Source organism: Paenirhodobacter sp., from assembly GCF_050177655.1.
Lineage (GTDB): Bacteria > Pseudomonadota > Alphaproteobacteria > Rhodobacterales > Rhodobacteraceae > Rhodobacter.
The window spans coordinates 71,411-84,167 of record NZ_JBFXGV010000009.1 but is presented as its reverse complement, the minus strand read 5'-3'; the positions used below and the strand labels follow the sequence as shown (position 1 = coordinate 84,167).

General features: G+C 71.1%; 12 protein-coding genes and 1 pseudogene. 6 read left to right on the top strand and 7 right to left on the bottom strand.

The annotated features are described in order from the left end of the window. Positions 1-291: pseudogene (locus AB7U46_RS06010) on the bottom strand (hypothetical protein); the annotation flags it as partial. A 217-nt stretch (positions 292-508) separates the two neighbouring features. On the opposite strand from AB7U46_RS06010, the gene AB7U46_RS06005 reads away from it, so the two are divergent. From AB7U46_RS06005 to AB7U46_RS05990, 4 genes are read left to right on the top strand one after another with little or no spacing between them, the layout of a single operon-like run. Continuing rightward, entirely contained in the window at positions 509-1,024 is a 516-nt protein-coding gene (locus tag AB7U46_RS06005; protein ID WP_428336040.1) for a YeeE/YedE thiosulfate transporter family protein, read from the top strand. Further along, a complete protein-coding gene (locus AB7U46_RS06000; protein WP_428336039.1) occupies positions 1,021-1,662 on the top strand; it encodes a DUF6691 family protein in 642 nt (213 codons plus the stop codon). The genes AB7U46_RS06005 and AB7U46_RS06000 overlap by 4 nt, the downstream gene beginning before the upstream one ends. A 33-nt stretch (positions 1,663-1,695) precedes the next feature. Further along, positions 1,696-2,403 (top strand): fused DSP-PTPase phosphatase/NAD kinase-like protein, encoded by a 708-nt coding sequence (locus AB7U46_RS05995; RefSeq protein ID WP_428336038.1) that lies wholly within the window; start codon positions 1,696-1,698, stop codon positions 2,401-2,403. 44 nt (positions 2,404-2,447) lie between these two features. Next, positions 2,448-3,164, top strand: coding sequence for a DUF6969 family protein (locus AB7U46_RS05990; RefSeq protein WP_428336037.1), 717 nt, complete (start codon positions 2,448-2,450; stop codon positions 3,162-3,164). Here AB7U46_RS05990 and AB7U46_RS05985 read toward each other — a convergent pair. Continuing rightward, complete coding sequence (locus AB7U46_RS05985; RefSeq protein ID WP_428336036.1) at positions 3,161-5,020, bottom strand: serine aminopeptidase domain-containing protein; 1,860 nt, start codon at positions 5,018-5,020, stop codon at positions 3,161-3,163. The two genes, AB7U46_RS05990 and AB7U46_RS05985, sit on opposite strands and share 4 nt — an antisense overlap. A 90-nt stretch (positions 5,021-5,110) precedes the next feature. On the opposite strand from AB7U46_RS05985, the gene AB7U46_RS05980 reads away from it, so the two are divergent. Beyond that, entirely contained in the window at positions 5,111-6,898 is a 1,788-nt protein-coding gene (locus AB7U46_RS05980) for a helix-turn-helix transcriptional regulator (RefSeq protein ID WP_428336035.1), read from the top strand. Here the strand turns inward: AB7U46_RS05980 and AB7U46_RS05975 are convergent. The 5 genes from AB7U46_RS05975 to AB7U46_RS05955 all read right to left on the bottom strand — a co-directional run bounded on the left by AB7U46_RS05975 (position 6,895) and on the right by AB7U46_RS05955 (position 11,490). Beyond that, a complete protein-coding gene (locus AB7U46_RS05975) occupies positions 6,895-7,209 on the bottom strand; it encodes a hypothetical protein (RefSeq protein WP_428336034.1) in 315 nt (104 codons plus the stop codon). The two genes, AB7U46_RS05980 and AB7U46_RS05975, sit on opposite strands and share 4 nt — an antisense overlap. Then, positions 7,206-8,930 carry a DUF1176 domain-containing protein gene (locus tag AB7U46_RS05970; protein WP_428336033.1) on the bottom strand — a complete coding sequence of 575 codons (1,725 nt, stop codon included), beginning with the start codon at positions 8,928-8,930 and terminating at the stop codon, positions 7,206-7,208. Before AB7U46_RS05970 ends, AB7U46_RS05975 begins: the two co-directional genes overlap by 4 nt. Before the next feature lie 155 nt (positions 8,931-9,085). Further along, complete coding sequence (locus AB7U46_RS05965; protein ID WP_428336032.1) at positions 9,086-10,309, bottom strand: TMEM43 family protein; 1,224 nt, start codon at positions 10,307-10,309, stop codon at positions 9,086-9,088. A gap of 27 nt (positions 10,310-10,336) precedes the next feature. After that, positions 10,337-10,900, bottom strand: a complete 564-nt coding sequence (locus AB7U46_RS05960; protein ID WP_428336031.1) for a hypothetical protein — start codon at positions 10,898-10,900, stop codon at positions 10,337-10,339. Positions 10,901-10,950: 50 nt separating this feature from the next. Continuing rightward, the gene (locus AB7U46_RS05955; RefSeq protein ID WP_428336030.1) at positions 10,951-11,490 is read right to left on the bottom strand and encodes a hypothetical protein; all 540 of its coding nucleotides are present in this window, start codon (positions 11,488-11,490) and stop codon (positions 10,951-10,953) included. A 207-nt stretch (positions 11,491-11,697) separates the two neighbouring features. Between AB7U46_RS05955 and AB7U46_RS05950 the strand changes: the two genes are divergently transcribed. Beyond that, positions 11,698-12,717, top strand: coding sequence for an LLM class flavin-dependent oxidoreductase (locus AB7U46_RS05950; RefSeq protein WP_428336029.1), 1,020 nt, complete (start codon positions 11,698-11,700; stop codon positions 12,715-12,717). Positions 12,718-12,757: the final 40 nt, after the last annotated feature.

Genomic DNA, 12,757 nt, shown 5'->3' with positions numbered 1-12,757 from the left:
GTCCACCGAGATATGCTCGGAGCCGTCTTCCGATTTCACCACCTTGCCGTCCTTGTCGACCAGCGCGGCAAAGACACCGTCGCCGATCTTGTCGCCCGAGCGCGCGAGCGTGGTGTAGCCGATCGCGTAATCCTGGCCGTTCACGGTGACCTTGTCGGAGGCGAGCACGGCGCGCTTGGCGGCGTCGTCGGCGGCGAAGGGCACGGCGGCGAAGGTGATCTCGCCGGCATGGGCGAGGGCCGGGAAGAGAACGAGCGCGGTAGCTGTCAGCAGATGGCTGCGCAGGGACATGGGAGGACTCCTGTCGGGGTGAATTGATGGCCCCGGCCTAGTGGCCGCGCGCAACAGATCCGTGACACCTCTGCGACGCTTCGGTGAATTGCCTCCCGCCCCTCCTGCCGCGTTGCGGCAGGGCGCGATGCGGCAGTGCGGCGGGTAACGTCGTTGACGCATGCCAGAATGCGAATATCATCATGCGACTATTCATATCGTGCGAAGGGAGGAGCGCATGACCCACGGTCCCCGGCCATTCTGGCCGCCGCTGATGGCTGGCATTTTTCTGGGCCTTGCCCTGCTTCTGACATTCGTGATCACCGGCAACGGGCTTGGCGCCTCGGGCTTCGTGACGCGGCTTGCGGCGGTGGCGACGGATACGGTCGCGCCCGAGGCCACCACCAACAACCCCTATTTCGGCCCCTTCATCCGCGCGGGCGCACCGCTCGCGTCGTGGATCACCTGGGAGGTGATCGGCGTGGTGATCGGCGCCTGGCTCGGCGCGCGCAGCGCCGGGCGCATCGCGGTGAAGGTCGAGCATGGCCCCGGCACGAACAAGCGCACGCGGCTGATCCATGCGGTGCTTGGCGGGCTGCTCGTGGGGTTCGGCGCGCGGCTTGCCCGCGGCTGCACCTCGGGCGTCGGGCTTTCCGGCGGCGCGGTGCTCGCCGTCGCGGGCTTCCTGTTCCTGATCGGCTTCTTCGCGGCCGGCTTCGCGATGTCCTACGTCGTGCGGAGGCAGTGGATATGAGCTTTCCGATCTATGACAGCGGCATCGCGAGCGGTCTGCTCTCGGGGCTGATCTTCGGCTATGTGCTCGAGGCGGCAGGCTTTGGCAGCGCGCGCAAGCTCACCGCGCAATTCACGCTACGGGATTTCTCGGTGATCAAGGTGATGTTCACCGCGGTGGTGGTCTGCGCGGTGGGGCTTTACCTGCTGCAGCTTGCCGGCGTGATCGGGCAGCAGGCGGTCTATATCCCGACCACCTTCTTCTGGGCGATCATCGCTGGCGGCGCGCTGATCGGCGCGGGCTTCGCGATGGGCGGCTATTGCCCGGGCACCTCGGCGGTGGGGCTTGCCTCGGGCCGGATCGACGCGCTGATCTTCGCGATCGGCATGGTCGTCGGCACCATCGCCTTCGCCTGGGTCTATGACCCGCTCAAGGGCTTCTACATGGCGGGCCAGGGGCCACAGGCGCAGACCCTGCCGCAGCTTCTGGGCCTGCCCGAATGGGTGGTGCTCGTCGCGCTCGTGATCTTTGCCGCCCTCGCCTTCCGCCTCGGCTCGATCGTCGAGCGGATGAACGGCGGCCCGCTCACCGCGGCCGAGGTCTGCACCCGCGACGACAGCGAGCCCGCCCCCGCCGCCCATCCGGCGCCGGGCAAATAGCTTTCACCAAGAACCTCAGGGAGGAGAGTTCCGATGAAGACGAAGACCAGAAAGAGCCTGCTGCGCGCGGCGCTGGTGCCGGTGGCGGCGCTGGCGATGGGAGCCGCGACGCCCGCAGCGGTGCGCGCGCAGGCCGCCAACCCCTGCGCCCCCGCGGCGATGCCGGCGAACCCCTGCGCCCCGGCCGCCGCCGCGCCCGCGGCCAATCCCTGCGCGCCCGCGGCGGCCCCCGCTGCCGCTCCGATGCCGAAGGACATGTACGACACCACGGTGAAGGCCGCGCAGGCCCCCTATGGCAACCAGATGCCGAATATCGTCGAGAATTACCTGCGCGCGACGCCCTATATCGGCACCGGCGGCAATCTCGATCCGGCCGGGATCCCGATGCTGAAGCAGATGGGCTTCAAGACGATCATCGACTTCAACACCGACGAACAGGGCGCCGCGGTGCAGGGCCCGATGGTGACGAAGGCGGGGATGACCTACGACCATATCTCGGTGCCGACCGACGCGCCGACGCCCGATCAGGTCGCCGAATTCGCGCGCATCGTCGAGGATCCGGCGAATTACCCGATCCTGATGCATTGCGAATCGGCGAACCGCGTCGGCGCGATGTGGGCGCTCTACCGCGCCTCGAAAGGCGTGCCGAACATGGTCGCGGTCGAGGAGGGCCGCGCGCTCGGGCTGAAGACGAACCGCGAGGCCGCGGTGCGCAAGATGCTCGGCATGCCCGACCTGTGAGACCACGGGGGCCGGCCCGCCCGGCCCCCTTTCGAGGAGCCCCGATGCCCCACGCGACCCTGCGCCTGCCGCCCCCCGATCTTGCCGCGCTGCCGCCCGAGCGGCTCGAGGCGATGCATGACGCCGCCGCGCTTTTGCTCGAGACGCGCGCGGCCTTCGCGCGCTCGGGCACCAGCGTTCTGGGCGAGGTGCTGCGCGATCAGGGCGCCTTCACGATCTGGCAGAATTATCCGCGCGGCGATGTTTTCGACACGGAAAGTCACTGTCACTATTTCTACCATGCGCATACGCCCGAGGAGATGGACCCGGGCGAGAATGGCCATTTTCACATCTTCCTGCGCCCCGAGGAGATCGACCCGAGCCTTGCGCCCTGGGATGTGCCCGGCGCCGCGCCGCTGCCTGCGCCGGGGGCACGTTTCGCCCATCTCTGCGCGATCGGCATGGATGCGCAGGGCGCGCCGACGCGGCTTTTCGTGACCAATGCCTGGGTCACCGGCGAGACGCTCTACCGCGCCACCGATCTCGTGCCGCTGATCGAACGCTTCCGCATCGGTGTCGTGCATCCGAACTGGGCGATCAGCGAGTGGCTCACCGCGGTGGTCGCGCTTTTCGCGCCGCAGATCGAAGCGCTGCTCGGCGCGCGCGATGCGGCGCTCATCGCCGGGCTTGGCCCCGAGGATCGCAGCGCGCAGAACCTCGCCGAGGCGGCGCTCGACATCTCCGCCCAGATCGTGGCGCTGGAAAACGCGCTCGGGCTCTAGGCGACGGAGCGGCGCGCGGCGGGCCAGTCCGCCCCTGCGGGCGCCGCGCCCGCGGCCCAGCCGAGCGGCGAGGCATGCAGCCGCGCCGCAAGCTCCGCCTTCCCCGGCGTCTCGGTCTTGGCGTAAAGCTGCGCGAGATGGCTGCGCACGGTGTTGATCGAGACGCCAAGCTCCGCCGCGATCGCCCCGGGCGCCGCCCCGCGCATCACGCAAAGCGCGACCTGCGCCTCCGCCGGGGTCAGCCCCCAGCCGCATTGCACGAGCGCGAGCCGCGCCGCCTCCCCCGCGCCCTCCCCGCGCAGCACCACGAGCCCGACCGGATTGCCAAGCTGGCGCGCGTGGGTCTCGAGCGCGGGCGGGCGGAAGAAGAAGCCGACCGGCTCCCCCTCCCAGTGCAAAAGCGCACCCTGCGGCGCGAGTGGCCCCTGCCCGCCCGCGACCGAGGCGGCGACGAGCGCCTGCGTCATCCGGTCGAGCTGCATCTGCTCCGAGAGCACCCCCGCCCCCGGCGCAGGCAGATCGCCCGCCAGCCGCGCCAGCACCGTGCCATAACGCACATTGGCGTGGAGCACCTTGCCGCGCCCGTCGATCAGCGCGCAGGCGAGGCCCATCCGCTCCAGCGTCTCGCCCCAGACATCGCCGAGCGCGGCATGGGTCAGGATCTGCTGTTGCAGGCCGAAGGCGCGGTCCCAATGCGGCATCATCCGGCCGAGGAACCGCATCAGCTCCTCCTCCGTGCCCTCGTCGGCGGCAGCGAGGATCCGGGTCAGGATCTCGATCCAGCGGGTCTCGTCCTCGATCCCGGCATAGCAAAGCTCGACGCATTCCTCGGGCGAGAGCACGCCGGGGCGCAGCGTGTCGGGCGCAGCGCGCTCGCGCATCAGCTCCGTCATCGAGCGCGGGCGCGGCAGTTTCAGATCGGAGGCCGCCCCCCCGCCCTGCGCCCAGCCGAGGATCCGCGCCGCAATGCCGAGACGTTCCTCCTCGAGAAAGATCCCGGTGCGCGCGCCGGCCACCCCGCGCGCGCAGACCTCGCGCGCGCCGTGGCGCGTCAGATGGTCGAAGATCGGCCCGCAGAAGGCGCCCGAGCCGGTCATCGGATCGTCCTGCCCGTAGAGGATGAGAAAGCGCGTTTCCGGGTGCAGCCGGTGTCGGCGCGGCCAGGCCCAGGCGGTGGCGAGCCCGTGGAAGATCGCCTGCCAATAGGCGGTCGAGGGCACCGCCCAGCTCAGCGGATCGTCGAGGATCGCGCGGATCACCCCGGCATCGGGCGAGACGACGTCGAGCAGATGGCGCCGGTTCGGCAGCTGCGCGCCGAGATAGCTGTAGATATGGTGCAAAAGCTGCGGATCGGGCGCCTGCGCCGGGCGCAGCCGGGCGCGCGCCGCGGCAAAGGCGGCGCCAAGCCGCGCGAGCGCAGGCTGATTGGGCGGCGGCGCGATCAGCACGATCCGCGCGGCGAGATCGGGCTGCGTCTTCAGCGCCTCGAGCGCGAAGAGCCCGAGGATGTTCGGCACCACGAGCAACCGTTTCTCGAAGGGCACGCCGGCGAAGGCCGCTTCCGCCAGCGCGACGAAATCGCCGCAGGCGGCCCGCCAGCCGCGCGCCCCCTCGAGATGGCCGCGCGGCTGCCCCGGCCCGACCGAGCGGCCATGACCGCGGATATCGCCCGAGGTGACGGTGCAGCCCGCGGCGGCGAGGGCCTCGGCCAGCGGCCGCAACGCGCCCGCGTGCACGACATGGCTGTGGCCGAGGAAGACGTGGAAATCCGCCTCCCCCGCGCCCGGCTCCGGCGTCCAGCGCAGGCCGAAAAGGCTCAGCCCGTCCGGCCGCACCAAGGTGAATTTGCGTTCCATGCGCGCCCCGTTTCCCCTGTCTCCCGGATCCAGAGTTGCGCGCGGGCGCAGGGCTGTCATACTCCAGATGGGGTATCGGCGGAGGCGCAGATGGCAGAGAGCGGAGAAAAGGGCGCGGAAACCCCGCTGGCCGACCAGCGGCTCTTGCTTGCGCCGCAGCCCGATCAGCTCGACCTCGCGGGCGAGATCGACCTCGACACCGATCTCGACATCATCGCCAACACCTTCCGCGCGGTGGTCGACCAGCATGCTTTCGAGGCGATGATCGCAAGCTGGAACGCCAAGCTCGACAAGTCGGGCGGCGACGAGACGGCGGCGCGCGCGCTTTCCGGCCCGCTGCTGCGCCAGCTCGCGCTTGCGCGCCAGGCGATGGAGACGCTCGACATCCCCGCCGACAACGACCCGCTCAACCGCGCGGTGCAGGATGTCGGCGGCCCGGCGGTGGTGCTCTCCCCCGACGGGCGGATCGCGGCGGCGAATGTGCCGGGCGTCGCGGCCTTCGGCGGGCGGCAGGGCACCTTCCTCGAGCGCGCGGTGATCGACCCGCGTTCCGGACCCGATTACGCCGCGCTGCGCCGCGCCGCCAATGCCCGCGGCAACCGCTCGCAGGCGATCCTGCGGATCCTGCCGGCCGACCCCGGGCGCGCCCCCTTCCTCGCCGAGGGCTACCTGCTCGAGGCGCCGGGGCAGGACAAGAGCTTCGTGGTGATCCGCTCGATCGAGATCGACTGGACGGAGGAGGCCGGCGCGCGGCTTGCCACCGCCTTCGGTCTGAGCGAGGCGGAGACCGAGGTCGCGCGGCTGTTCTATGAAACCCGTTCGGTCGAGCGGGTGGCGGCGGCGCGCGGGGTCTCGGTGCTGACCGTGCGCACCCAGATCAAGACGATCCTGGCGAAGACCGAAGCCGGCTCGCAGGCCGATCTGATCCGGCTGCTCGCGATGGTGGCGAGCCGCGCGATCATCGGGCGGCGCGGCGTCACCGCGGCCTGGCGCGACCCGCTCGGCCGCGAGGAGCAGCTGCGCCTGCCCGACGGGCGCGTCGTCGCCTGGACCTGGATGGGGGCGGAGGACGGTACGCCGGCGCTGCTCTCGCGCGGGTTTCCGATGGGGTATCTGTTGCCCGCCGAGGCCGAGGCGCGGCTGCGCGCGGCGGGGGTGAAGCTTTATGCGCTTTCACGCCCGGGCTATGGCAATGCGACGCTCGACCCCGCGCTCGACGCGCTCACCGACAACCTCGTCGCGCTGCGCGCCTTTCTTGCAGCGCGGATCGCGGGGCCGGTGATCGGGGTCGGCACCTCGAACGGGATCGTGCCGCTCCTCGTCGATGCGGCCGAGCGGCCCGGGCGCTATCGCGCGCTGATCGCGATCGGTTACACCGGGGTCTTCGACCGCTCCGGGCTGCAGCGGCTGCCGCTCATCCAGCGCACGATGATGCGGATGGTCACGATCGCGCCCTGGCTCGTCGAGATGATGGCGAAATCGGGCCACCGGATGATGCAGCAGCATGGCGTCGACTGGTATCTCGAGCGCGCCTATCGCACCCGGCCGCGCGACATGGCGACCTATGGCGACCCGAACATGGCGCCGCTTTTGCGCAACGCCTGCGCGCATCTCCTGACCCAGGGGCATACCGCCTTCACCCGCGACCTGATGCTGGCGCGCGCACCGGTCGATGCCACGCTCGACCGGCTTGCGGTGCCGCTCCTTTGGCTCGCACCGACCGAGGACGGGGTCTTCGACGCGGCGCGCTATGCCCGCGTCGAGGCGCGCAACCCGCGGATCCGGATGGAGCCGCTCTCCGGTGCGGCGGAGCTCGCGCTTTATCAGCGCACCGACCGGATCATCGAGGCGATCGTGGCGGCGGCGCGCCCCGCCTAACCGCGGCCCTCGCGCAGATCGGCGAGCAGTTCCGCATCGCTCACCTCGCCCTCGTCGCGGCCGTAAAAGCCGCGCAGGTTGCGCAGCCGGCCGCGGATCCGGGACCAGAGCTCCTCGGGCGTGAGGCGGCTGACGATCCGGTCCTGGGTCATCACATCGCCGAATTCGAGGAAAAATTCCCCGTCCTGCACGAAGATCCGCGTCCAGTCCTCGCGGTTCGAGCCGAGCGAGACTTCCCGGCGCGCCCGCACGATCGCCGCGACCTCGGCGAGAAAGGCGGCGCGGGCGGCCTCGTCAGACGGGGCGCTCATTCCATCCCCTCCCGCACCACCGCGTAATCATGCAGCGGCGCCCGGCGCGAGGCGCGGCAAAGGTCGAGCCGGTAGCTCTCGGCCAGCTCGAACCCCTCCCCCGTCCAGACCCAGAACCGCCCGCCCGGGCAGGGCGCGGCCCGCGCCTCGGCCTTGTCGGAGGCCCAGATCGCCACCGGCTGCGGCCGGCGCGGGGCGGCCGGATCGGCGGGCGGCCCGGGCGGCGCGCCATCGACCCCGATCGAGCCGCCAAACACCAGATCACCATTGTGCAGGATCTCCGGCCGGTCGGTGCCGATCCAGCGCAGCTCCTCCTTGCCGCGCTGCCAGATCACCATCGTGCCCTTCGGCGCGCTCTCCGTCGGGCAGGAGAGCACGGTGATGCGCCAGCCGTTCATCTGGTGCTGGCCCACCATGTCCGGGAACGGATCGAGCTTGCCCTCCGCCACCGGCGGGCAATGGTCCTGCCACAAAAGCGCAGATTCGATCGGGATCTCGGCCTGCCACTCGGGCGGCAGCGGGCGCGGCAGCGGCGCATCGAGCAGCGGCGCGGCGGGCGCCTCGGGCACCACGGCGCCGGGGCCGCGGCGGATGAGCGCACTCGGGCTGCCCTTGCGGCGCTGAAACTCGTCGACCTCGGCAAAGAGCGCGTCGAGCGGGGCCAGATCGACGCCCATCTTCGGCGTGATCCCGGCCTTGCCCAGGCGCTCGACCCGCAGCCGTTCCCCCGAAAGAAGCGCGTCGAGCAGCGCGCCGACCTCGGCCGCGTCGAAACTGTGGAAGGCCCAGCCCTCCATCGCGCCGGCGTCGAGCACGACGGGCAGATCCTCGTCATCGTGGCCGGGCAGCGGCTGGCCGTCGATCGTGACGCGGATCTTCGGCAGGGCATAGGCTTCGTCCTGCGCCGCGTTCGGCCAGTTCTCGCCGGCCAGCACGAGGTCGATCCAGACCGGAGCCCCCGGCCCCGCCATGCGCCAGATCTCGAGGCTGATCTCGGGCAGATCGGTCGCGATCAGGCAATCGCCGCGCGGCGAGCAGTTCACCACCCAGTCGCCGGTCCGCATCGTCAGGCTTTTCCCCGTCGCCTCGGGCAGATCGGCGGGGCGCGGCAGATCGGGATCGGCGACCTGTTCGAGAAAGGCGATGTTCTCGTCGAACGCGTAATTGCCCGGCGCGCCGTAATCCATCCGCACCCGCTCACCAAGCCGCGCCGCCGCGCCGGCGTCGCCGCCCAGCACCAGCGCCCAGGCGAGCAGGCCGAAGCCGTCGATCTGGCGATCGTCGTTTTCCGCCAGAAGCACGCCGTTGAGCGCCGCCCCCGCCGCGATCTCGGCCCAGGCCTCGCGCGCGAAAGGATCGGGGGCGAGGCCGTCGATCCCCGTCGCCCCCTCGCCGAGGGTAAGCGCGATATTGGCGAGCGCGAGCCAGTCGGCCGCCCGGCCCGAAAGCGCGGCGGTGATCTCCTGCCCCTCGAGCGCGGCCTGCCAGCCGGCAAGATCCTCGGGGTCGGTGGCGCGGTCCTCGAAGGCAAGCGCGCGCGGATCGGGCAGGTCGTAGCGATGGGAGAGCGCGCGCCCCTCGGCCAGCAGCGCATCGGCACGCTGCGCGACGCGCGGCATCGTCGCGAGCAGATCGGAAAGATAGGCGCGCAGGCTTGCCGCCGGCGGCAGCTCGGGCGCCTCCTCCGCCGCAAGCGGAAACCCGGCGGACAGCGCGAGCACGGTCCCCAGAACCGCGCCCGGCCGGGAGAGGCGACACAGAGCCCGCCCCCGGAAGAAGCGGCGCACCGCCTCCCCTGCCGCCGTCACACATCCGGACCCCACGCGTCCGAACCCCTTGCATCCTCTCGCCATGCGCTCCCCTCCGGCCGGTCGGCTCAGGCCGCCGCCGCGGGCACTGCCGCGGCCTTCCTGCGGGCGAGCACGAAGAAGCCCACCGCCAGCGCCAGGCCGATGCCGATGATCGCCCCGCCGAGCAGCGGGCGCACCGCAAGCCAGGCGATGCCGATGGTGAGCGGCGCGATCACCAGCGTCAGCACGAGCGCGATCAGCCCGGTGCCCGCCCGCACGAGCGAGCCCGCCACCGGCAGCACGTCGGCAATCACCCCGAAGATCGCAAAGATCGCCTTGAACCCGGCCAGCATAGCAAGAAAACCGCCGATCCGCAGCCCCCAGGTCAACAGCGTGTTCTGCTTCTGCGCCTCGTCGAACATCGCCGCGGCGGGCACCGCCCCCTCGCGGATCATGTAGATCTCGCGCCCGTTCGAGGAGGTCCAGGGCGCGAAGCCGGTGCCGGTGTCGCGCGCCACGACCGAGGCGCTGTCGGCCCGCGCGACGCGGTAGGAGATCCGCAGATCGCCCACCTGCGGCCGCGTCGGGTCATAGCCGATATAGGCGCCCCCCTGCGCAAGCCGGCCGCGACCCGGCGCGCCCAGCGCCGCGGCGATGCGTGCGACCTCGCCCTCGCTCAGCGCAAGCGCCTCGGTCTTGCCGATCCGGGAGACGAAGCCCGCGTCGAGGCTGCGCTGCAAGCCGCCCGCCTCGATCACCCGATCCTCCGAGAAGCTGTCACCCTTGAGCGGCAGCGGCGGGTTCTGGTGCCCGGTCGGGTCGGCGAAATTGCCAGAGGAGATCTCGGAGCCCGACCAGTCCTTCGAATAGCTGTAGCTCGTCACCGTCTCGGTGCCGCCGCCCAGCTTGGTGCGGGTCTCGGATTTCGAGCTTTCCTTCCACTGGTACATCTCGACCACCCGCTCGAGCCGCACCGCGTTGTCGGGCGTGGCGTCGGGAAGGCCGAAGAGCTCGTCGCGCAGCGGCACCGGGGGCGGCGTGACCAGCGTGCCGGTGACATGCACGAGCATCCCGGTGGTATCGAGCGGCGCGCCGTCCGGGCCGGGCACGGTGCCCTCCGCGCCGATGCTGACGACCGCGCCGGCGCCCTCGGTGAGGGCGCGCGCGGTGGTCACCGCCCGCCCCTCGTTCCAGGCCAGCGCGCCGATCGCGGCGATCACGAGCACGAAGCCCCCGCCGATCCCGCCCAGCGCGCCGGTGAGCCGCTTGCCCCAGCTTTCGGTGGTCACTCTGGTGAATTGGTCCGCCATGGTCTGTCCTGTCTGAATGGAAATGGGTCAGGGGCGCGGCAGCGCGGGGCCACCGTCGTCGCGCGCCACGAGATCGTCGAAGATGTTGCGCCCGCCCGGCCCCTCACGATCGAAATTCGAGGGGGTGCAGGGCAGGAAAAGGAGTGGCGACGCGGTGCCCGGGCGCACCAGGCGCACCGCGCCGCCGACGAGGATCGCGCGGGAGAAACGCTCGGTCCGATGCGGGGCGGCATCGGAACCGGCGGCACCCTCGCGCGCCTCGCAGTCGAATTCATCGGGGCCCGCCTGCGTGCAGCGCAGCGTGCCGCGCACGGGGTAGATCGGGCCGCCCGCCTGCGCCGCCTCGATCGTGTTCGGCTTGTGCCCGACGATCAGCCCGTCGGCATAGGCGACCACCGGCATGTTGCCGCATTCGCGGCTGAGCCGCCGGACGAACTCGGGCGTGGCGCGATCGGCGGCATCGCCATCGTCCTGAAACATCGCGTAGATCCCGGGCGGCACCGCCGGCTCGGCCGCGGTCTCGGCCTGCGCGGCCGCGGCCGCGAGCACGGCGCAAAGGATCGGGGTGAAACGGGCGATCGGGCGAAACATGGGAACCTCTTTGATGCGGGCCAGTCTGGGGGAGATCGGAGCCGGCACTCTCATTCGTTTGGATGAGAACCGCGCCAGGCGGCGAGCCACGCGTTCACGCGCGTCACCCAGTGTTCCGCCTCCACCGTGCCCTGGGTCACGCGCCAGACCGGCAGGCGCCGGCCGTCGGCGAGCACGAGCACCGGGCGTTCGGCATCGGCGTAAAGCGGTACGGAGGCGGTCCCCGCAAGCGGGTGGGTCGAGGCCACGCTCTCGCGGTCGATTTCGGCATGGGAGATCTCGGCAAGGGTGAAAACCCGGCGGCTGCGGCCGAAAATGCCGGCCGCGCTGAGCACGAGGCGCCCGGAGGGGCCGTCGCCGTCGATCCGGTCGGTCCGCCCGACCCAGCCAAGCAGCAAAAGCAGCACCAGCGCCATGCCGCCGAAAAGCGCGGTGCCTGCGGGGCGCGGATAGGGGCCAAGCAGGAAGGAGCCCGCCCCAGCGAGCAGCACGAAGATGACGAAGGAGGTCAGCACCACGAGCGCGGTGCGGCGCTTCACGAGGCGCAGGCGCGGCGGGGCGTCGGGAAGGGGCGGCGGATTGGGCGGCATGGTCTTTCCTTTCTGCGGCCAGACTGCCCCGCCCCGCACGCGCCCTTCTCATTCATCCGGATGACGCGGCGGCCGGAGGACGCCACCGCACAGATCCTGTGCGCCCGGGCGCCGCCGCGGGGGGTGTTGCGCGGCCCTCGCGCCGCTTACCTTGGGGACAAGCGAGCGGCCCCGGGCCACCGGCAACCCCGCTCCCCGGAGAGAATGATGAAGAAGATCGGTTTCCTGTCCTTCGGCCATTGGTCGCCCGCGCCCTGGTCGGCGACGCGCACCGCCGGAGATACGCTTGTGCAGTCGATCGAGCTGGCCGCCGCGGCGGAGGAGCTTGGCATCGACGGCGCCTATTTCCGCGTGCACCATTTCGCGCGCCAGCTCGGCTCGCCCTTCCCGCTGCTGGCCGCGGTGGGGGCGCGCACGAAAAAGATCGAGATCGGCACCGCCGTGATCGACATGCGCTATGAAAACCCGTTCTACATGGCCGAGGACGCCGGCGCCGCCGATCTGATTTCGGGCGGGCGGCTGCAGCTGGGCCTGAGCCGCGGTTCGCCCGAGCAGGTGATGGATGGCTGGAAGCATTTCGGCTATCGCCCCGCCGAGGGGCAGTCCGAGGCCGACATGGCGCGCGGCCATGCGCTCACCTTCCTCAAGCTGCTCGAGGGCAAGGGTTTCGCGCAGCCGAACCCACGCCCGATGTTCCCGAACCCGCCGGGCCTTCTGCGCCTCGAACCCCATTCCGAGGGGCTGAAGCGCCGGATCTGGTGGGGCGCGGGCTCGAACGCGACGGCGATCTGGGCGGCCGAACAGGGCATGCACCTGCAAAGCTCGACGCTGAAGGATGACGAGAACGGCAAGCCGTTCCATGTCCAGCAGGCCGAGCAGATCCGCGCCTATCGCGAGGCCTGGAAGGCCGCGGGGCACGAGGGCACGCCGCGGGTTTCGGTCAGCCGCTCGATCTTCGCGCTGATGGACGATCGCGACCGGGACTATTTCGGGCAGGATGGCCGCTCGCGCGACCAGATCGGCTTCATCGACGAGACGCGCTCGATCTTCGGGCGCAGCTACGCCGCCGAACCGGACGTTCTGGTGAAGCAGCTCGCCCAGGACGAGGGCATCGCCGAGGCGGATACGCTGCTTCTGACGATCCCGAACCAGCTGGGGGTGGAGTATAACGTCCATGCGCTCGGCGCGATCCTGACCCACGTCGCCCCGGCGCTCGGCTGGCGCTGACGGAACGGGCGGCGGGAGTTGACACCCGCCGCCCTGCGCG

Coding starts and splice junctions, on each gene's coding strand:
- AB7U46_RS05955 (WP_428336030.1), bottom strand. CDS start 11,490: ATGCCGCCCAATCCGCCGCCCCTTCCCGACGCCCCGCCGCGCCTGCGC.
- AB7U46_RS05990 (WP_428336037.1), top strand. CDS start 2,448: ATGCCCCACGCGACCCTGCGCCTGCCGCCCCCCGATCTTGCCGCGCTG.
- AB7U46_RS05965 (WP_428336032.1), bottom strand. CDS start 10,309: ATGGCGGACCAATTCACCAGAGTGACCACCGAAAGCTGGGGCAAGCGG.
- AB7U46_RS05960 (WP_428336031.1), bottom strand. CDS start 10,900: ATGTTTCGCCCGATCGCCCGTTTCACCCCGATCCTTTGCGCCGTGCTC.
- AB7U46_RS05985 (WP_428336036.1), bottom strand. CDS start 5,020: ATGGAACGCAAATTCACCTTGGTGCGGCCGGACGGGCTGAGCCTTTTC.
- AB7U46_RS06000 (WP_428336039.1), top strand. CDS start 1,021: ATGAGCTTTCCGATCTATGACAGCGGCATCGCGAGCGGTCTGCTCTCG.
- AB7U46_RS05975 (WP_428336034.1), bottom strand. CDS start 7,209: ATGAGCGCCCCGTCTGACGAGGCCGCCCGCGCCGCCTTTCTCGCCGAG.
- AB7U46_RS06005 (WP_428336040.1), top strand. CDS start 509: ATGACCCACGGTCCCCGGCCATTCTGGCCGCCGCTGATGGCTGGCATT.
- AB7U46_RS05995 (WP_428336038.1), top strand. CDS start 1,696: ATGAAGACGAAGACCAGAAAGAGCCTGCTGCGCGCGGCGCTGGTGCCG.
- AB7U46_RS05980 (WP_428336035.1), top strand. CDS start 5,111: ATGGCAGAGAGCGGAGAAAAGGGCGCGGAAACCCCGCTGGCCGACCAG.
- AB7U46_RS05950 (WP_428336029.1), top strand. CDS start 11,698: ATGAAGAAGATCGGTTTCCTGTCCTTCGGCCATTGGTCGCCCGCGCCC.